The following is a 17,981-nucleotide window of genomic DNA, read 5'->3' on the forward strand; positions in this document are numbered from 1 at the left end:
ATTTTTTATGCAGTGAGCTTTTGAATATAGTTACGAATAGGTACTGCGATTAAATCAGGATGACTTGCAATCCCCCAATGACCCGCATGAATATCAGTACGTGTAAAAGATGAATTTACCCATCTGTCTTGATTATCTATGATGTGTTGAGGCACAAAGCGATCTTTGGTCATTGATAAAACATGTACAGGTACCGAGGTATAACGCTTTTTAGAGTTAATTAATGGCTTAAATAGATTCAATCGATAGAAACCTAACCCACGTACCGCATTTTTGAGTTGATTAGGATGTGGTCTAACTTTCTTACCTTCGAGTTGCGAAACCACTTGTGGCCATATTTTTGATAAGCCCAGATACCAGCTTAGCTCTGGAATAATTGGAATATTAAAAAACAACATATAACTCGAAGAAATCATTTGCTTGATAGCAGCAAACTGTCTCACCAGCTCTTTACTGTTCAGATTTTCTTTAAACCACATGCCAGCATGATCAATGCTAGGTGCTAAAGCCGTATAACTTTTGACATATGGTTTTAACTTATCGTCTAAAATCGCTTCCCAACCTTGAAGAGCACCAAGGTCATGGCCTATCAAATGCACGGGCTGTTGAGGACTAGTTTGTTCAATAACAGTTTTTAAATCTGAAATGAGGTAGTCCATGTGATACCCCGCTTCAGATAGTGGAGTTCCTGATAAACCTGTACCTCTTACATCGTAAGTCACAATATGAAAATCTGATTTCAGTAATGAAGCTAGTTCATCCCAGATTTGTGCTTCGTCAGGATAACCATGAATAAACACCAGTGTTTCATTATGATCTGCCGCTGTGCCCCATTCATATATTGATAGCGTGACATCAGCCGACTGAATATATCTTTGTTGTTTTTCAATATTCGTATTCATATTAGCTCACCAATCCTTTTTGCATTTCTTCATAAAGTTTGACTGCTGGTGATCGATTTATATAATCCAATGCGAGCTCGGTTGAGCCTTCATAGTAAGGGTGGTACGAAGGTTTAAAGAAGTTTTTAGCTGTAGTCATAAACCACACAGGACTTGGTACTAACTCTTGGGAACTTGCTTTAAACCATTGTTGCCAGAAACCAAAGCGAGCTAAGCTTTGTTGAGATTTAGGTAAACTACGATCTACTGCCGCAAGCTCTTGTGTGCCTTTAACCATTAAATAAGTGAAAATTGGTGCCACCATACTCATGATTGCAGCACGCAATGCATAGTTACCGCCTAAGTGCTCAAATAAATCGAAAGCAACCGTTCGATGTTCAACTTCTTCCGCACAGTGCCAAGTAAATAAATCACTTACTGCTGGGTCACAACCTTTTTCTTCCCAGTGGGCTTTCGTCAAAGCATATTGGCCTAATGCGCAAGTGTAATGCTCTGCAGCAGCGACAATACCTACACGGAACAATAACCAAGATTTTTGCATGCGCTTAGGGAGAACTTTTCCAAACGGCTTATCTGCAAGCATGTAATCAAAGAGTTCAATTACACGCTCGTATTGTTCTTCAATATCAACGCCATAACGCTGTATATATTTTTCGATAGATTCTTTGTGTGCTTGCGCATGAATCGCCTCTTGGCGAATAAAAGTTTCTACGTCTTTTTTTAATTTTTCATCGGTTACGAATGGCAATGCCTTATTAAAAATACGGCAGAAAAAGTACTCTCCTCGCACAAGTGTAAAACTGAAATGGTTTACAGCATGACTTCCTACTGGAGATTGTGGCATCCAGTGGAGTGGTGAGTCATTCCAATCAAAAGCGACACGACGTGGAAATAAAGGCCATAAAGTTTTAGAAGCCATATCTTTGAATGTGTTTGGGTACATGTTCTTTTTCTCTTCCTTAAGATAGCTACACATTAAGTTCTAAAAGAGAACTTGTTAATATCATTAAAGGACAATTCCCATGTCAAAACGGTAAAAATCATTTCATCAAATCGATAGGTCGCAATAAAATGGAGGTCGTACTTCTACTTATGCAAAGTCATTAAAAATAAAAAAGTAGTGCGTAAGGTGCTTGTTTCAATATTTACATTCAGCTTTTAATGAATTGAGTGAAGTCCTTTTCAACCCAATGAATCTTTACATCAAATTATATGCTCATCATTATTCCAACTTGAAAAGCTCGGCCAGGTAACGGTGCAATATATTTTAAAGGTGAGTTCTGGGGACGTGCTTCTTCATTAAGTAAATTTGTACCATTTAAGAAAATATCAAACGATGCATTCTTTAAATTCAAATTTTTATTAATTTTGAAATCGACTAGATTATATGCAGGTAAAGGGACTTCTTGACTAACATTCTTACCTAAATATTTTGGTTGCGCATAATAAGTACTTGATACTTGTGCTGACCAAGAATTATTTTGCCATTCGAGATAAGATCCATAACGGTTTGTTGGCATATTTGGTAAATAAACCCCATCATTGTTCAATCTTATATTCGAAGGGTCAGTAGCTTTATTTTTAACTAAATCGGCAAAACCACCAAGCTTTAAGTTTCCATATTGATTAAGATCAAAATCATAATTTGCATCAACTTCAAAACCTGTAATTTGTGTATCTGTCTGTGTCCAATATTTCAAAGGTAAGCGGTTTGCCATAGAAGCACCAGAATGCGTGAGATATATGTAATTATCAAAAATCATTTGGTAACCGACTATTTTTAGTTCAGCTTCTTTCCAATTCACGATCATGCTTAATTCTAAACTTTTGACTTTTTCTGGCTTAAGGTTCTGATTACCCTCTTCTTGGGTCATCACTGAATAGTGAGCATTACTTGAATATAGTTCATTAATTTCAGGAGCACGCTCTGAAATTGCATATTTTGCCCTTAGATTAATGTAATCATTAATATTTAGTCCTCCCCCTATATAATAATGATTTAAATCGAAAGATTGATTTTCCAGTTTTGAATTACGAGCATTACGCGCTAACTTAAATGTTTGGTCTTGAATTTCATGTTCAATACTCTCAAAACGGTAACCAGCATCAAAATAAAACTTATTAAAATTTAACTGTTCTTGGAGAAATATAGCTTTATTACTGGTATTCACGTTCGGCAAATACCGCTGCTTGCCATCACCTTTAATTTCTTTATTTCTTAAACTTAAACCTAGCGTACCAGTTAAACTCTTAAATGACTTTTGTGTCATTAAAACCTCTGCTAATTGCTCATCGATTTTATATTCGTTGGCTTGCGTTGCACCTAAATACTCACCTGACTTGTTCGAAAGCTGTTGTAGATTGAAGTGTATATTCTCAAAAATAGAAATTGGTTGCTTCAATAATGAATCTAAAGCAAAGCGATTCTGCTCAATTTTCACGCCAACAGGAAGCATCACATAGCGGTCTTGAAATGATTGATTTTGCATTGAAAATCCTGGCACACCATATTCGCTTTTTTTTCGATCTGCGCTTATCCCAATGTAACCTTTATCAAAAAAATATGTTGTACCCACTCCCACATTTTCGCTTTGAGCATAACTATTTCCTAATTTTTTGTAATAATTAGGTGTCACATCATTATTAATCTTCTTTACTGTATTCTGTGGTGTATTAGGAATATATTCAGGATTCTTCGGGTTGATATAGGTTTTTCCGCTCCAGATTGATGATGGTTTATCACTATAAAATGAGAATTCCCCATCAGCCCAATCAGGGTTTTCAGTCATAAATTGATCTATATAAGGTTGTGAAGACTTATTGTAAATATGCTGAATCCGAGTGTCTTTTTGACACGAATCTGCTAATGCACTGTTCACACCTCCAGTCTCAGGGAAAACCTGATTTTCACAGACATTCGCTTTACTATTTCCTGGAATTTTATATGAAGAAATTTCTTGCTTTGAATATCTAACATTTGTCGACCAATTATTTTGATTGTTAATGTTGAATTTGAATCCCTTCGCATCTAAATCATTAAACCCTTTTCTATAGGCTATATCTAATTTATGCTCTTTATGTTCTATTTCTTTAGAAATTAAACCAGATTCTATTTGAACACTTCCACCAATTGAATTGCCTCCATAACGGATACTATCCGAGCTTTTATTCACTATAATTTGTTCTGTAAAAAGTGGGTCGAATGGAATGTTAATATCTCCACTTATCGCATTCATCCCACTGACTAATTGACCATCTTCAAAAACACCAACTCTATTACCCGACAAGCTACGAATTATTGGTGCACCTGCATTCGGTCCAAATGCTGAATTTTGCACACCAGAAATTTTTGAAAGAGCATCCCCTAAAGTCTTTGCAGCTTTTATTTCTAACTTATTAACTTCAACTACATTTTCTGTAGAAGATGCTTTTATTCTTAAGGGTGTAAGTTGTGTGACATTATTATATTCCTCAGCCTTAATTTGTTGCATTACAAACAACATACTCAACATACAGGTGGTATAGCGCATTCTATCCTCGATTAAATGATGTTATGTTATAACATTACATTATTTAATCACTATACTTATCAAAAATCTACAATCTTGTTTTTTGGTATGTGCTTATAAGTGCCTATGAAAAAGACCCATTGTGTCTTGTGTCTTGTGTCTTGTGTCTTGTGTCTTGTGTCTTGTGTCTGAAAAGAGTTAATAAAGAATAAAAAATAAGTCAGCTCTAGAGAGCTAACTTATTTTTACTCACTGAATATCTCTGCTTTGAATTGTAAGAATATTCGACAGCTTTAATCATTCTAATTGACACGCAAGTGGATCAATTAGCTTTAAATCTTAGTTGGGATTAATCTCTGAGGTTAATCTTTGCAAATCATGCCCCGAAGGCGCTTGGTAAACACGTAAACCAAATTCGGGAAGAATCGCAATTAAATGGTCAAAAATATCGGACTGAATTGCTTCATAGGAAACCCACGCAGTTGTATTGCTAAATGCATAAATTTCTAACGGCAACCCTTGGCTAGTCGGCTGCAATTGACGAACCATAATCGTTTGATTTTGAGCAATCCCCTTATGTTGGCGCAAATAAAATTCAACATAGGCTCTAAATGTACCGATATTGGTTAAACGGCGTTTGTTATAACGAGATTGATTGCTTAAATGTTTATTGAATTCTTCAATTTCAGAATTCTTTGCGTCAAGATATTGATCTAATAATAAAAATTCTTTGAGCTTTTGTTGCTCTTCATCAGTCATAAAATGAACACTACTTTGATCAAGAAAGAGTGAACGCTTCATACGACGGCAACCCGCATTGCTCATGCCACGCCAGTTTTTAAAAGTATCGGTAACGAGCTTATTGGTTGGAATGGTGGTGTAGGTTTTATCAAAATTTTGAACAGTCACTGTATGTAGTGAAATATCGATCACATCACCATCCGCATTCAATGAGGGCATCTCAATCCAGTCACCAATACGAACCATGTCATAAGATGCAATTTGTACACTGGCAACCAAAGACAAAATCGTGTTTTGGAAAACCAGCATTAATACTGCTGCCATCGCACCAAAACCTGCGAGTAAAGTGAACACATCTTTTTTAAGGAATGTGCCCAAAATCATAAGGCCACACACAACGAATAAAATTAATTTAACAAGTTGTAAGTAACCTTTAATCGGCTTGTTTCTAGATTTTGGATTACGTTGATAAATGAGGTTAAAGATATTTAACAGTTCGCTGACTGTAAGCGCGAGCGTGAGGAAAATAAATGCTTGTGCCCCCATTTCTACAAAAGCAATAAACTTTGGAGATAGATGAGGCACTGTTGCAATCCCGTTCATAATCACAACAGCTGGAACAATATTTGCAAATTTCTTTATGACACTATGCTGAGCAAAAATAGATTGATTGGGTGATTTGAACTTTGTGACTAAGTGACGAACGCCCCGAACAATAATGCGTTTAGCAATAAAATTTGCTATTGCTGCAAATAAAATCAAAATCGTGAGTGAAACAAACATTTCTAGCCAAGGATAGTGGCTTAATTCAACCCGAATATCACGAAAAAAATTTAAAAAATCCAAACTCATACCCCTTAAAACTTTATTTTCTAGGATTTTAAGGGTTAAAGCATTTGATAATAAGACTTGTTTACATATGTAGTCATAAATACAACAACTAAGTTATATACCCTGCCCAAATTTAATTACGAATTTCATGATTTTTGACGCTTAACTATGATGTCTTAGCTACTTATTTTTTAGATCGTTTATATAACGTAGATCGAACCTCTCGGTTCATTTAGAATAATGCGTTAAACGGGTAATTCTGGTTTTAGTGAGTGAAATTTTCTGACTTTTTGACTTTTATTGGAGTGGTCTGGTTCAGCTTATTCTTTATCTATATAGCTTGGACCTTTTTTCTTAAAAGTCTGGTTTATAAATTTTTTATTTATAAACGAGGAATCATTACCTCTGCCGAAGTTGTGTATTTTCAAGACTCTCTCGTCAAGGTTCAATATCGCCCTTTATGTCACATAAAATTAAAATTCCAAGCTGAGCATGGCCAAATCATGACTGAAAATCTGAAGGTGCTTATTGCTAAACAAAATCACGATCAATATAAAGTCGGTAGCATCATCAAAATTAAATATGACCCTAAAAATTTAAAGAATATTTCAATATTGGGAGAAGTCATGGTTTAAGTTATCAGAGATTATTTAAAAAGTACGATAAACCCTGAGGTGCCCGTCCGTTTAAGCGACTACTCGTTGTCACTCTAACCAAATTACTCCAAGTAATATTGCAACAATGCTTGATCAATTTTTTGATTAAAGATACATCTTCATGACATGAAATAGGCTCAAAGCCACCTACCAAAAGATAGACTTCTGCACTAAAACTTAAATTTGCCCCATGAATATGTGCGTGATCCATCTGATCTTTATAATGTGCCAAGTATTTCTGCCGTTTGGCTATCGATAGATGGCTCAAGTCATCTAGGGTCACCGTACCGCAAATTGCATCTGTTGGTTGATGCTGTATTTGATAGCGCAGCCAATCAGGACTAACCACCGTGTCTGCATCCGTACACGCAATCCATGTTACTCCACGCCCAATTAAATGACGAATACCTAAATCTCGTGCTTTTCCTACACATGCATAATGACACTCAATCCAATTGATTTGATGGCTTTGTGCAATGAGTCGCGACTGATCTGCACAGTTATCAAGTACAACAATGACCTCTACGTCATAACCGCTAATATTATCTATGGCAACCTGAATCGATTGCAGGCAGGCCGATAGATATTGCTCTTCGTTATGTGCTGGAATGACGATACCTATTTTCATCTTAGTTTTTCCTGCTGTGCTAAAGAGGAAGTGTTCGCCGTCCAAACATCTATCATAAAATCTGGGTCGTTTAAGCTTAGATAATGATGAAATGGAAAATGTTGCTGAAAAGCTTGATGGACTTGTTCGGCGTTTAATTCAAAATCTTGAATTTCATGACGCCAGTGACAACAAAGAATTTCACCGTCGTCATTTAAACTATGCTTTAACTTTTCAATAAACTGATGCAATTCGTTTGCCGACAAGTAATAGGCCATCTCACTAATTAAAATTAGATCAAATTTTTGAATTGAATAGTCTTCGGGTATTTTTCTATTTTCAACAACAACATGCTCAAATTCTTGTAGGCGCTTGGAAGCTAATTGAACAGCGCACTCAGAGACATCTATACACAACAATTGCTCGGCTCTTTGCGCCAAATGAAAACTTAAATGTCCATTTGAACAACCCACTTCTAACACTTTTGGGTAGCGAGGTCTTATGAGCAGCGCGAGACAAATTTGCCTTTTACGGGCTTCATACCAGTGTGAGTCATAGCCCCATGGATCACTGTTATGACGATATAAATCTTCAAAGTACATGCGAGAATGAATCACTCAAATACACCTCATAAGGCATTAAAAGACGTTTAATAGCACTTGAAGAGAGAACCGCAGCATTCCCCGTGGTTTCATCTGCTTCAAGTTGGGTTTTAAACTGCAAAATTGCTTGATGTTTTTTAGTTAATTGTTCTTCGGTTAAGTGGTACGCTTTTGCGCGATGCCAATCAATTCGTGGGTCTAAAGGCTCTGCCCAATGCCAAGCCCATATTAATACGTGTAAACATAGTAATTGCTTATCATTTGCATAAGCTTGCACTGTTTTACCTACTGCTTCATGGTCTGGGTGACCATCAAGTGCATAACTACAAATCAGAATATCGTCGGCTTGCACGGTCTGCTCTAAACTCTGCCAAAGTTGATGGGTTTGAAAATAGATCTGACCATCTAACAAATTAAGCTCTGCCCGTTCGGTTGACTCTGCTGCCCCTAAACACTTTAAGGCTGCCAAGCTTTCTTGCGGACGAAGAATATTGAGCTGATCTGGAGGATATTTTGTCGAGTTAGGATGACTTTGTGTGCCGTTAGTCACAGCTAAAATTAAAATCTTAAAATTCAGTGCGATGAGCTGCTGCATTAGACCGCCACAACCGAGCACTTCATCATCAGGATGTGGAGCAACAATCACCACCCTTTTAGAGCGAAATAACTCAAGATCTAAAGGTGCTAAAGGTTGTTCATTAAATGCCTTTAACCATTGCTCTTTGGACGTACCCTCACCAAAAATAACGCGGTCTTCTACTAAAGGATGTTTTAAAGTTCCCATAAGCTTTGCTCCGATAAACAGAGTTCTGCAATTTGTTCATAGTCAAAAGCGGCATGACTTTGTCGCATGAACACAGGCAAGTCAGCCATGAGCTGAGCAAAATTCGCATCTTCACAAAAAGGACGAGCACCTAAGGCTTTCCCTACTCGTTCAATCACACTTTGACAGCATTGTTCAGTTTGGGCACGTAATATCCGTATTTCCCTCTCATGACTTAGCAATGGTTGATGGTCAATCAGTTCAGCAACGTATTGAAAATATTGCTTGGTGATCGCTAATTGTTGAGCTAACTCTCCTAAGTACAATTTCTTAAAAGGGTTAGGATTTGCCTGACAACTTTCCTGCAAAAAGCTGGCTAAACGCACAGCGGCACCGTACCAACAAGCAGCGACTCCAGCCGCACCATGCCAAAACCCTGGACGCTCTAAATAACTGTTTGGCTGACCTACTGGCTTAACAGGCGTATTTTCAAAAGTGACTCTAGCTGTCTGTGTGGCGTGCATTCCGACTGCATGCCAGTAGCTCAAATCGGTAGTAATTGAAGGATGTTCTAAGTTAACAATACAAAGCTGTGCTTGGCCTTGCTGGTCTTTATAACTCATTAAGGCTTTTTGGATAAACTCTGCACCGGAGCACCAAGGTTTTATGCCATTACAAAGATTATCTTTTATTTGCAATGGAGCTGGTCCACCGTCTGCTGCCCAAACCGCCCAAATCTGGTCATCTATTTCTTCTTGATAGCCCAATTCATTTAAAATACTTAAGGCATCACAATGAGACTCAAATAGTTTAGCCAAACTTAAATCTGCCCCAGTAATCTGAGCAAAAAGTTGCCAACGTTGATAGGTGTGGCCCGAAGCTGGATAAGGTAAATTTTTGGCTAAATTTACCAATTGAGAGAGTAAATCTATACGAAGCTTACTTTTATCTTCAGCTAAGGCAGATTCAAATTCACTCAAGATGCTCAATATCGTCATATTTATAGATATTTTAATATTCATTGCAAATAATTATTTATAAGACTTGATTTAACCATATCTAAATACTTCTGTTTAAATAAACACATTAATTGTAATAAAAAGATAATTATTATTAGTTTTATATCTAATTATTTCATTGTTACTCAAATATATTCATTAAGTGAGTTTATAAACCTATCCTGTAAGGTTTATTAAAAATTCAACATTTAGCTCATTATTTAAAGTAATTTAGTTTCTACCGTTTTTCTATTTTCAAAGAAGAGGTCTAAAATGAATACTTTAAATATTACTGACATTCAAAAACACGCAGATGTTATTGCTTCTTGCGGTACTAAAGTAGGAACAGTCGACCATCTCGATGGTGAAAATCAATTAAAGCTGACTCGAGACGAAAGTGGTCAACATCATCTCATTCCTACTGCGTGGATTGGGGAAGTGAAAGAAAACCAAGTCATACTCAATAAAAATTCAGAAGAAGTTAAAGATCAATGGCAAGCAATCTAGGCTTTTAAGCACGGCGAGTTACTTACCGTAAGCTTTATAATAAAAAGTTTTAGCTTATAAAAATGAAGGCTCCTTTTAATAAAGGAGCCTTTTTTATTGACCGAACCTCTCACTTAGACCTTTTTTATCTCTATAAGCCCTTTGTAAGATGTTTTTGTCCCTTAAGCACATGGTGATCGATTTTACTTAATGCTAAAAATTGTGCATTCGCATTAAATGAATAATTATGAATAGGGTGACGTATATGATCACAGGGAATCATCAGCTTAAAGCTCGAAAAGTATATTTTGATTTCGCGGAGTCATCTGTCTGCTGGATGCCGAATGATCCGTTATGCTCACATGTAGCAAATGGTATCAATATGCTTTTGCCGGCTGGCGAGTTTTGGTTCTGCCGAGTGTTTAATAAGACCCTTCCCTACATTACCGATGAAACATTAAAACAAGAAGTAGTAGGCTTTGTCCGCCAAGAAGCGGCGCATGCACGTGCCCATGAAAAAGCTCAAGACTTTTTACGAGAAAATGGCTACGACATTCAAGACCCACTCAACCGTGCGCATTTTGTTTTTAATATTTTATTGGGCGATAAACCCTTTGGTCTGCCGCTTGTAAAAGGCAAAAAACTTGAAGAATATTGGTTACTTTTCCGAGTAGGTGTTATTGCTGCAATTGAGCACTTTACGGGAACTATTGGTCAGTGGACACTTGATAGCAAGTCTTGGGATAGCGCTGACCCTGCAATGGCAGATTTATTCCGTTGGCACCTTGCCGAAGAAGTTGAACATCGCTGTGTTGCTTACGATTTATTTGAGCATCTATTAACGAACAAATTTGGTTTTTATGTGTCGCGCCAAGTGATTATGGCTGCTGTTTTCCCACTGTTTATTTACTTCCTTGCTGATTTTGCACGTAGTCTAGGCAAGCAAGATTTAGAGCACGAAGACATTCAAAAATTGATGCGTCGTGGCTTCTTTAATTTCATTCGTGAATTTGAAAAAACGGCTACTCGCTCAGACAACCTACCGACCATTAAATATTTATGGAAAGCGACTTTAAGATGGGTTTCTCCAAAATTTAACCCAATTCATGAAGGTGACACTGAACAGGCTTTGGCTTATATGGCTCGTTCACCTGCGGTTCAATATTTTGAACAAATGGCCCATTCTGCAAAACCTGCGACATTAAGCTAAGCACTTATTTTATTTCAAAGAAAAAGCCTCCTTAATAAGAGGCTTTTTTCTATTTAAGTTCTAGCAATTAGACAAAGTTTAAAAAGAAATAATCCAACAGCCGTGCGCTTTCATCTACCCCATTTTCACCTAAAAGCTGGACCATTGCTCCATCAATCATAAATAAAAACATGTAAGCATCTTGGAGTGAAGCAGTAGATTTTAAGGTTAAAAGCAACTTATGGATTTCACCAACAAACCAGTTTCTATAATCAACCACGACTTTATAGGCAACCGGATAGAGCTTTTCAATTTCAAAAATTGCCTTAAATGGCAAATGATAAAAGCCATTTAAGTCGGCATGTAGAAAATAAATCTCCTTAAGTTTATCAAGCACCATTTGTTCACGGTAAGAATTAGAAATTGAAAATACCTTGTCTTTGAGTGCGTCTTTTTGAAAAGTGAGACACATCTCGATGAGTCGTGCTTTTGAGTGAAAGTCGTTATAGAAAGTAGCTTTGGCAACTTTGGCTTCCGCAATAATTTGGTCGACTCCGACCTTATGAAACCCATATTGATTAAATAAGTCTTTTGCTGCGTGAAGCACTCTGAGCGCTCTAAATGAAGATTCTAAATTTGGCATAGATATACCGCTTAAAATAATTTTTTGTTGTATATAAAAGAGATAGAAATGCCGTCACTCTTAAAATGAGTGCTCAAAACAGGCATGCAAAAGCAGCACAAAAATGTGCCTAAGCTATCTCAGGTTTTATTGTTGCTATGATTTTTGAGTCGTAACGATTCTTAAGGCGTAGAAAACCTAAAGTCGGTTAAACCGTTTTAAAGACCAGTTGGGCGGTATGGTTAGAGAGACTTTGGCAAAGGCCAAAAATTGAGAAGAATTAGTACGCATAGCGGACTCCTTGTGTGTAAAGAAGTTCTACCAGATCACTGTCAAATGATTATGGTGGTAGAACGAGAGAAGGTTGACAGACTGACACACAAGAATCAGCACGCACAAGGCGTCCCTCCCTCGCCCTACCGCTACGAAGGGGGACGAACGAGTTCGCCACCAAAAAGAGAACTTTTTGATGTCTTGTGTGTTAAATCGATCTGTCAAAATCGACTGGCGATGTAGGCCAGCACGCAAAGCATAATCGGAGGGGTTTTAGGTGTCAATGTGATATTGGCTAGAAATAAAGCTTTAAAATAATTTTAGTAAAATGGTTTATTAATCCAATACAGAAGATTTAGTTTATAAAATGGAATAATTATTGAAAGCAGCTTAAGAAACTTTGAAAGAACATAATGCATTCCTTTCTTTTAATAATTCAACATTCTTAAAACCAGCTAAAGAAAATGTATTTATATGCTCATCAATAGTCATATATAAGTCTTTATTTTTCATCCCTTCCTCATCTTTGACTATATGGTCCGTCACTATATATAAAGAATTTGTATTTAAGAGATGATTTCTAACTTGGATATGAAACTCTTTAGCAAAATCTTTATGCCTTAACTCATGTAAAGCTTGATGGATGATGACCACATCGAAAGTTTCTTGCTGGCATACGTTGTACCACCCAGAATCTTTAAAATTGGCAGTTAAGTAGTTAGCTTTACTCGCAAATGATCCTAAGTTTTTTCTGGACAACTCATGCATAGCTTCAGAAAAATCTAAAGCTGTATATTCCAGAGACTCTATATTTTCTAATAGAATTTTTGCCAGATAACCAGGACCAGCACCTATCTCAAGAATCTTAGTTTTTTTGAGATTAAGTGACTTAATCTCAGCCACATACATACTAAAAAATTCATATCTCCAAGGGCGTTTCACATTTACTTCTTCAGCCCACTCTAAAGCATCAGCCGCTTTTCTTAGGTCAATTGGACTTGCAACTTCCTTTATAGTCATAATTTTACGCCCTTCTAATAGCTTTTTTAGTATTAAAAAATGAATATACCTTTTAAAATATATCTCTATTAATTCTTCAGTTCTATTCATTTAAAAGAGATTTTAAGTGTCAATGTGGTATTGGGTAGCTTCTTAAGGCTTGTTTTCTGGTTTAATTGGCGAATTATATATGGTGATACACCGATAAAATGAACAATTAAATCCATTCTATCGGCTTGCTAGAAGAGGTTTTTAAAACCTTATTTTATTTTTTAATATAGTTTGGAAACTCTTTTAAAACCCGACTACATAATTGGCCTTTTAAATCCTCTTTCTTGCGTTCTTCAAATTGGTTCATGCCGAATCTCATGACTTCTCTACCGTATTTATCACCTAACTCATGTTTAGTGCATTTTTCTGCTTCATGAATTAATTCTTGTGAAGAATAGTGATAATTACAATCAAGTTGAGCACGGCTTAAAAAACCATGTAGTTCTACTGTTTTCTCGCAGTGTGTTTGCCCTACAAGACTTTTAGGTTCTTGACCAGCATAAATTGATGTTCCTACCAATAAAGTGAAAACCGTTACTAAAATATTACGCATTATTTCCCCGACAAAGTTATTAAAAGTATTAGTGGTAATGTTGCGCGCGTATTAAATAATAATTATTTATAAGTGTCTATTAATAAAAAGAAAATTAAATAAATCCTCTCCTCTTTTGAATACTTAATCACCTTATAAAAATTGTGTGATTAAGTTTTATCAAATAAATGATATTAGATTTGTTTTATATCTATTTTTAATATAATCCAAGCTATTCAATAAAAGAGTTCTAGTGACATTTAATTCATTTTTTATCTACTAAAACCCTTACTTATTACACCACTTAAAACCCTAATTTCTTAAAAACAAAATAACCCACATGGCTTTCAAAGCTACCATCATTTTGAATTTTGAAATATTTCTTAACGAGGTCAGATGAACCTTCCTGCAAATAGCGCAAAGTTTTGATTTGATCTTCAGGTGTTTTCATACGCTTTACCCAACTATCAAAGTCTAACGAGAGCGTTTGTTTATCTAAGCCCACTAAGTCAAAGCCAGCATCTTCGATAAAATAGACCCACTCTTTCACACTGTAGTTTCGTACATGACTCGGGTCTCGAATAGTTTCGATCGTCTGTAAAAACGTATCTAATATAGGCGAGCTAGAACTAATAATGTCTACAAAAATAACAATACCGTCAGGCTTAAGAACACGGTTTACTTCTTTCATTGCGCTAGGAACATGTTGCCAGTGATGAGCAGAATATCGGCTAATGACCACGTCAAACTGATGATCACTAAAAGGCATATCTTCAGCAATGCCCTGCTGCACAAAGATATTTTTTAATTTTCGTTGGCTGGCAGCCTTAGACACAGTGTCTAACATTTCATGAGATAAATCGTAAGCAAAAACAAGGTCTGCATGCGGAGCAACATTATAAGAGACATGGCCACCACCACAGCCTAAATCAAGAACGACAGCCTTTTCAATTTTCTGAATTTCATTAATAAATTTATTAAATTCAATTCCTTCAGAATGAGCTTGGCTATTCAAATAGTCGAGGGACTTATTTTGATATTGTTTTTGATTTATATCATGCTGGGTGATCATAACCTTGCTTCCTTCTATGCAATGAAAGCACCATAAAGGAAAAGTTAGATAAAAAATAATGATTAGTTTTTCTTCAATTGATAAATAAAAGTTATTATTTAATTTGTTTTAATACACTAAGACGATTAATAAAAATAGATTTTAAAATTTATAAGAAATCCGCAAAGAGCACTGTTTAGTCACCCTTACTGAAACAGTGCTCTTTGCTCCATCACAACCCCTATCCAGAAAGGTTCAATGCATAGAAATAGTGTATGTACCTTTAGCTCAAAATGTTTCCTGTATTTTTTGCTTTTTTTAAATGATGGCAGCATAAAAATGAATTATATTTAGTTTTATCAGAAGATTCTTCTTTGGTTTATATTTTGAACAGAACAGAATACACACTAGATCGTATAGATCGGAAAATTTTATCTGCCTTACGTGGTAATGGTCGTTTAACCGTTGCTCAATTAGCTGAAGAAATCGGTCTTTCATCTTCTCCATGCTGGACACGGCTAAAACGTCTGGAAACTTTAAAAATTATTGAAGGCTATACGGTAAACGTAAACCCTAAAGCGATCGGCATTCATGAGGTATTTTTTATTGAAATTACTTTAGAACGCCATGATGATGAAATGTTAGAGAATTTCAGCGAAGCATTAGCAGATATACCGGAAGTTGTAGAAGCCCATCTGGTTACAGGTGACTATGATTATTTGGTCAAAGTAGCCGTAAAAGATGCTGACCATTACGAACGTTTTTTACGGAAAAAACTCTATTCAATTAAAGGTATTCGACACACACGCTCAACCTTTGCCCTGCGTCCTCTTAAATCTGCCAATACAGCCGATTTAATGTTAATTGAATAAAAGATGTAGCACCTATAGCCCATCGACTTAAAATATTGATTCTAAAATCTTTATTAAGTTAAGCGGCTTAGACCATAACAGATTTAGACTCTGTTATATTTTTTTTAAAAAATTCTGTATCTATGATTACAGCCTCCTCATCTCCATAATAAAATTAATCTGAATTGGAGGCATCGCCATGAACATTTTGAAGAAAAAAAATAAGGCCAGTTTTGTATTCTTTATTATTACTCTCTACTCTTTTATTGGGTTTGGCTTAGGTTTCATTATTTGGGAATACTTTTTAAAGGCCTAGTTTGCTAAAGATGAGTTAACCAATTTCAGAAATAATTTCTGAAGTAATTTCTTTGCTACGATGATATGCGGCTTTCATGGCTAAACGTATATCATCAGACACATTGCCTAAATCGAACATGCGTAAAGCAGATTCGGTAATTCCGTTGGCTAAAGTGACCTTTCCACATAAATCAGCAGGTGGAACATTGGTTTTGCGAATCATTTCAACTGCACCACTCGCTGCTTGAAGTGCTAAATCTAAGGCAAACTGTTTGTCGAGTCCTAATGAAACGCCCGTCTTAATCATGCTATCTAAAATATAAAAAAAGTAAGCCGGCCCTGAGCCCGATAATGCAATAATTGCGTCAGTTTGTGTTTCCGAAGCTGCCCAGAAAGTCTGTCCCGTTGCAGAGTACAGCATTTCGATGACATCTTTATCGAGCTGGTCCATTTGCTCAGAAGCAATGAGCACGTGAGTACCCGTATGCGTAAGCACAGGTGGATTTGAAATTACACGAACAACTTTTTTTGAGCCCGTAATCGTTGATAATTTTGCAATATCAATCCCCGCCATCATAGAAATAATGACTTTAGGTGCTAGATGTTTTTTAAAAGGCTCAAGCATTCCTTTTAAGTTTTTAGGTTCCAATAATAAGATAACAATATCCGCTTTTTTTAAACTATTTTCCTTTTGCTTCAATGTATTTGTATCACTAATTTTTTTATCTTCAATAAGATGTATCTTTTCTTTTTTAAAACCTTTTAAAACCAAGCCTCCTATTAAGGCTAACGCCAAATTACTACTACCAACAAAACAAATATTAGGTTGTACTGCATTTACCATTTAAAATGTTTTCCTTTCTTAAGGTAGACTATAAGAATAAATATTATCTATAATTTAATTATGAACACTGAAATAATGAATAACCGTTTTTGAATAAAGAACCCACTCAAATAAATAATATTTAAGTGGGTTTGTTTTATTTGCGCAATAAATAAAACAACTTTAGCTTATGCCTAATGTATAACTATATATAGCAAATTCCACACACAAATTGTTAAAGTCTGTAACTACTACTAAACTATTGTAAATAACGATCTAATACCATATAAATGAAATATTTACTTTCAAAAGCTATCTTCAATTAAGCTATTAATAAAATATCTCACATTAAATAATAAAATATTTAAATTAACAGACCGTAACACATGTATTGTGATTTATTAGCTAAATGTTTTCTTTTTTCTTCTTTAAAATTCTCTCGGCTTTGCTTATTGCTTGGGTTAAATCAACATCTTCACAAACCCAGAAAGTAAAAATTTGTCCAAACAAGTGGAAGTGCTGTTTAATATATTTAGAACTATGATCTGAATAATGCTCTTCAACCTTAAAGAAATCATTATTATTTTCTATTTTTTGACCGTCAAAAATACCGCCGATACAAATATCCATTTTAATACCATACACCTAATTAGTTATGTTATAACATAAAATTTTAAAAACCTTTTATAAGAGTATTTTTATACTTCTTTTTTTTTAAATATAAGTTGAATTAAAACTTATAAAAAACCCACAAAATATAAAGTGGGCTTTTTCAACTCTAATAAAATGTTTTAGACTCAAACATATTTTATTTAAATAATATATTTAAATCAATTAAACGCTCTATTTATTTATGAGTTTTGAACAATCACAATATTTGAAGCTTGCGGGCCTTTTTTACCCTGTACTACAGTAAACTCAACACGTTGACCTTCCAAGAGAACTTTAAAACCAGGTGTTTGAATATCGGTAAAATGAGCAAAAATATCTTTACCTTCATCAGTCACAATAAAACCAAAACCTTTAGTTTCATTGAACCATTTTACTGTACCAGTAGTAGTAGACATATGTTATATCCTAAATCTTAAAATATTATAACTTATTATTGGGGAAACCAATTTAACTAAAAAATAGACGTCAAAACTTAAATATCTGAAAAAACCGAAGGATTATAAATAAAACTGCGCAAATAGAAATT

20 protein-coding genes are annotated in these 17,981 nt (G+C 35.4%); 5 read left to right on the forward strand and 15 right to left on the reverse strand.

Annotated elements, in window-relative coordinates; all coding sequences use genetic code 11:
- Positions 1–5: 5 nt before the first annotated feature.
- From RMB03_RS07935 to RMB03_RS07950, 4 genes are all read right to left on the reverse strand, one after another.
- On the reverse strand, positions 6–902 hold the full coding sequence (locus RMB03_RS07935) for an alpha/beta fold hydrolase (protein ID WP_311075188.1): 897 nt from the start codon (positions 900–902) through the stop codon (positions 6–8).
- A gap of 1 nt (position 903) precedes the next feature.
- On the reverse strand, positions 904–1,845 hold the full coding sequence (locus RMB03_RS07940) for a metal-dependent hydrolase (RefSeq protein WP_281831678.1): 942 nt from the start codon (positions 1,843–1,845) through the stop codon (positions 904–906).
- Positions 1,846–2,110: 265 nt separating this feature from the next.
- Positions 2,111–4,432 (reverse strand): TonB-dependent receptor, encoded by a 2,322-nt coding sequence (locus RMB03_RS07945; RefSeq protein WP_311075191.1) that lies wholly within the window; start codon positions 4,430–4,432, stop codon positions 2,111–2,113.
- Between the two features lie 318 nt (positions 4,433–4,750).
- On the reverse strand, positions 4,751–5,998 hold the full coding sequence (locus RMB03_RS07950; protein ID WP_311075193.1) for a mechanosensitive ion channel family protein: 1,248 nt from the start codon (positions 5,996–5,998) through the stop codon (positions 4,751–4,753).
- A gap of 257 nt (positions 5,999–6,255) precedes the next feature.
- Here RMB03_RS07950 and RMB03_RS07955 point away from each other — a divergent pair, with 257 nt between their 5' ends.
- Complete coding sequence (locus RMB03_RS07955; RefSeq protein WP_311075195.1) at positions 6,256–6,618, forward strand: DUF3592 domain-containing protein; 363 nt, start codon at positions 6,256–6,258, stop codon at positions 6,616–6,618.
- 4 nt (positions 6,619–6,622) lie between these two features.
- Here RMB03_RS07955 and RMB03_RS07960 read toward each other — a convergent pair whose 3' ends face one another.
- Genes RMB03_RS07960 through RMB03_RS07975 form a run of 4 tightly spaced genes read right to left on the reverse strand, consistent with a single transcriptional unit; the run spans position 6,623 to position 9,633 of the window.
- Positions 6,623–7,267: a glycosyltransferase family A protein gene (locus RMB03_RS07960; RefSeq protein ID WP_311075197.1), complete on the reverse strand. Its 645-nt coding sequence runs from the start codon at positions 7,265–7,267 to the stop codon at positions 6,623–6,625.
- Positions 7,264–7,863: a class I SAM-dependent methyltransferase gene (locus RMB03_RS07965; protein WP_311075199.1), complete on the reverse strand. Its 600-nt coding sequence runs from the start codon at positions 7,861–7,863 to the stop codon at positions 7,264–7,266. The genes RMB03_RS07960 and RMB03_RS07965 overlap by 4 nt, the downstream gene beginning before the upstream one ends.
- Entirely contained in the window at positions 7,838–8,632 is a 795-nt protein-coding gene (locus tag RMB03_RS07970; RefSeq protein ID WP_311075201.1) for a PIG-L family deacetylase, read from the reverse strand. Before RMB03_RS07970 ends, RMB03_RS07965 begins: the two co-directional genes overlap by 26 nt.
- Positions 8,620–9,633 (reverse strand): acyl-CoA dehydrogenase, encoded by a 1,014-nt coding sequence (locus RMB03_RS07975; RefSeq protein ID WP_311075203.1) that lies wholly within the window; start codon positions 9,631–9,633, stop codon positions 8,620–8,622. Before RMB03_RS07975 ends, RMB03_RS07970 begins: the two co-directional genes overlap by 13 nt.
- A 249-nt stretch (positions 9,634–9,882) precedes the next feature.
- On the opposite strand from RMB03_RS07975, the gene RMB03_RS07980 reads away from it, so the two are divergent.
- Together RMB03_RS07980 and RMB03_RS07990 are read left to right on the forward strand one after the other, a co-directional pair.
- Positions 9,883–10,116, forward strand: a complete 234-nt coding sequence (locus RMB03_RS07980) for a DUF2171 domain-containing protein (protein ID WP_005041820.1) — start codon at positions 9,883–9,885, stop codon at positions 10,114–10,116.
- 244 nt (positions 10,117–10,360) lie between these two features.
- Positions 10,361–11,305, forward strand: a complete 945-nt coding sequence (locus RMB03_RS07990) for a metal-dependent hydrolase (protein WP_311075206.1) — start codon at positions 10,361–10,363, stop codon at positions 11,303–11,305.
- A 67-nt stretch (positions 11,306–11,372) separates the two neighbouring features.
- Here the strand turns inward: RMB03_RS07990 and RMB03_RS07995 are convergent, their stop codons facing one another.
- The 4 genes from RMB03_RS07995 to RMB03_RS08010 form a co-directional block, all read right to left on the reverse strand.
- Positions 11,373–11,927, reverse strand: coding sequence for a TetR/AcrR family transcriptional regulator (locus RMB03_RS07995; protein ID WP_311075207.1), 555 nt, complete (start codon positions 11,925–11,927; stop codon positions 11,373–11,375).
- Positions 11,928–12,569: 642 nt separating this feature from the next.
- Positions 12,570–13,199 carry a class I SAM-dependent methyltransferase gene (locus RMB03_RS08000; RefSeq protein WP_311075416.1) on the reverse strand — a complete coding sequence of 210 codons (630 nt, stop codon included), beginning with the start codon at positions 13,197–13,199 and terminating at the stop codon, positions 12,570–12,572.
- 244 nt (positions 13,200–13,443) lie between these two features.
- Positions 13,444–13,782, reverse strand: a complete 339-nt coding sequence (locus RMB03_RS08005) for a hypothetical protein (protein WP_080026617.1) — start codon at positions 13,780–13,782, stop codon at positions 13,444–13,446.
- Positions 13,783–14,065: 283 nt separating this feature from the next.
- Positions 14,066–14,833: a class I SAM-dependent methyltransferase gene (locus RMB03_RS08010; RefSeq protein WP_004642069.1), complete on the reverse strand. Its 768-nt coding sequence runs from the start codon at positions 14,831–14,833 to the stop codon at positions 14,066–14,068.
- 365 nt (positions 14,834–15,198) lie between these two features.
- Between RMB03_RS08010 and RMB03_RS08015 the strand changes: the two genes are divergently transcribed.
- Together RMB03_RS08015 and RMB03_RS08020 are read left to right on the forward strand one after the other, a co-directional pair.
- Positions 15,199–15,684: an Lrp/AsnC family transcriptional regulator gene (locus RMB03_RS08015; protein WP_311075210.1), complete on the forward strand. Its 486-nt coding sequence runs from the start codon at positions 15,199–15,201 to the stop codon at positions 15,682–15,684.
- Between the two features lie 178 nt (positions 15,685–15,862).
- Positions 15,863–15,979 carry a hypothetical protein gene (locus RMB03_RS08020; protein ID WP_004793556.1) on the forward strand — a complete coding sequence of 39 codons (117 nt, stop codon included), beginning with the start codon at positions 15,863–15,865 and terminating at the stop codon, positions 15,977–15,979.
- Between the two features lie 15 nt (positions 15,980–15,994).
- Here the strand turns inward: RMB03_RS08020 and RMB03_RS08025 are convergent, their stop codons facing one another.
- The 3 genes from RMB03_RS08025 to RMB03_RS08035 form a co-directional block, all read right to left on the reverse strand.
- Positions 15,995–16,804, reverse strand: coding sequence for a pyrroline-5-carboxylate reductase dimerization domain-containing protein (locus tag RMB03_RS08025; protein WP_311075215.1), 810 nt, complete (start codon positions 16,802–16,804; stop codon positions 15,995–15,997).
- Positions 16,805–17,188: 384 nt separating this feature from the next.
- Positions 17,189–17,413, reverse strand: a complete 225-nt coding sequence (locus RMB03_RS08030; RefSeq protein WP_311075217.1) for a hypothetical protein — start codon at positions 17,411–17,413, stop codon at positions 17,189–17,191.
- A 221-nt stretch (positions 17,414–17,634) separates the two neighbouring features.
- Positions 17,635–17,850, reverse strand: coding sequence for a cold-shock protein (locus tag RMB03_RS08035; protein ID WP_003652601.1), 216 nt, complete (start codon positions 17,848–17,850; stop codon positions 17,635–17,637).
- Positions 17,851–17,981 lie beyond the last annotated feature (131 nt).

Origin of the sequence: Acinetobacter sp. V91_7 (assembly GCF_031799075.1) — a bacterium.
Lineage (GTDB): Bacteria > Pseudomonadota > Gammaproteobacteria > Pseudomonadales > Moraxellaceae > Acinetobacter > Acinetobacter calcoaceticus.

Excerpts from the sequence above, each read along its gene's own strand:
- RMB03_RS08010 (WP_004642069.1), bottom strand. The coding sequence starts at position 14,833 with ATGATCACCCAGCATGATATAAATCAAAAACAATATCAAAATAAGTCC.
- RMB03_RS07975 (WP_311075203.1), bottom strand. The coding sequence starts at position 9,633 with ATGAATATTAAAATATCTATAAATATGACGATATTGAGCATCTTGAGT.
- RMB03_RS07945 (WP_311075191.1), bottom strand. The coding sequence starts at position 4,432 with ATGCGCTATACCACCTGTATGTTGAGTATGTTGTTTGTAATGCAACAA.
- RMB03_RS08000 (WP_311075416.1), bottom strand. The coding sequence starts at position 13,199 with ATGACTATAAAGGAAGTTGCAAGTCCAATTGACCTAAGAAAAGCGGCT.
- RMB03_RS08030 (WP_311075217.1), bottom strand. The coding sequence starts at position 17,413 with ATGGATATTTGTATCGGCGGTATTTTTGACGGTCAAAAAATAGAAAAT.
- RMB03_RS08005 (WP_080026617.1), bottom strand. The coding sequence starts at position 13,782 with ATGCGTAATATTTTAGTAACGGTTTTCACTTTATTGGTAGGAACATCA.
- RMB03_RS07960 (WP_311075197.1), bottom strand. The coding sequence starts at position 7,267 with ATGAAAATAGGTATCGTCATTCCAGCACATAACGAAGAGCAATATCTA.
- RMB03_RS08025 (WP_311075215.1), bottom strand. The coding sequence starts at position 16,804 with ATGGTAAATGCAGTACAACCTAATATTTGTTTTGTTGGTAGTAGTAAT.
- RMB03_RS07995 (WP_311075207.1), bottom strand. The coding sequence starts at position 11,927 with ATGCCAAATTTAGAATCTTCATTTAGAGCGCTCAGAGTGCTTCACGCA.
- RMB03_RS08035 (WP_003652601.1), bottom strand. The coding sequence starts at position 17,850 with ATGTCTACTACTACTGGTACAGTAAAATGGTTCAATGAAACTAAAGGT.
- RMB03_RS07980 (WP_005041820.1), top strand. The coding sequence starts at position 9,883 with ATGAATACTTTAAATATTACTGACATTCAAAAACACGCAGATGTTATT.
- RMB03_RS07935 (WP_311075188.1), bottom strand. The coding sequence starts at position 902 with ATGAATACGAATATTGAAAAACAACAAAGATATATTCAGTCGGCTGAT.
- RMB03_RS07970 (WP_311075201.1), bottom strand. The coding sequence starts at position 8,632 with ATGGGAACTTTAAAACATCCTTTAGTAGAAGACCGCGTTATTTTTGGT.
- RMB03_RS07940 (WP_281831678.1), bottom strand. The coding sequence starts at position 1,845 with ATGTACCCAAACACATTCAAAGATATGGCTTCTAAAACTTTATGGCCT.
- RMB03_RS07990 (WP_311075206.1), top strand. The coding sequence starts at position 10,361 with ATGATCACAGGGAATCATCAGCTTAAAGCTCGAAAAGTATATTTTGAT.
- RMB03_RS08020 (WP_004793556.1), top strand. The coding sequence starts at position 15,863 with ATGAACATTTTGAAGAAAAAAAATAAGGCCAGTTTTGTATTCTTTATT.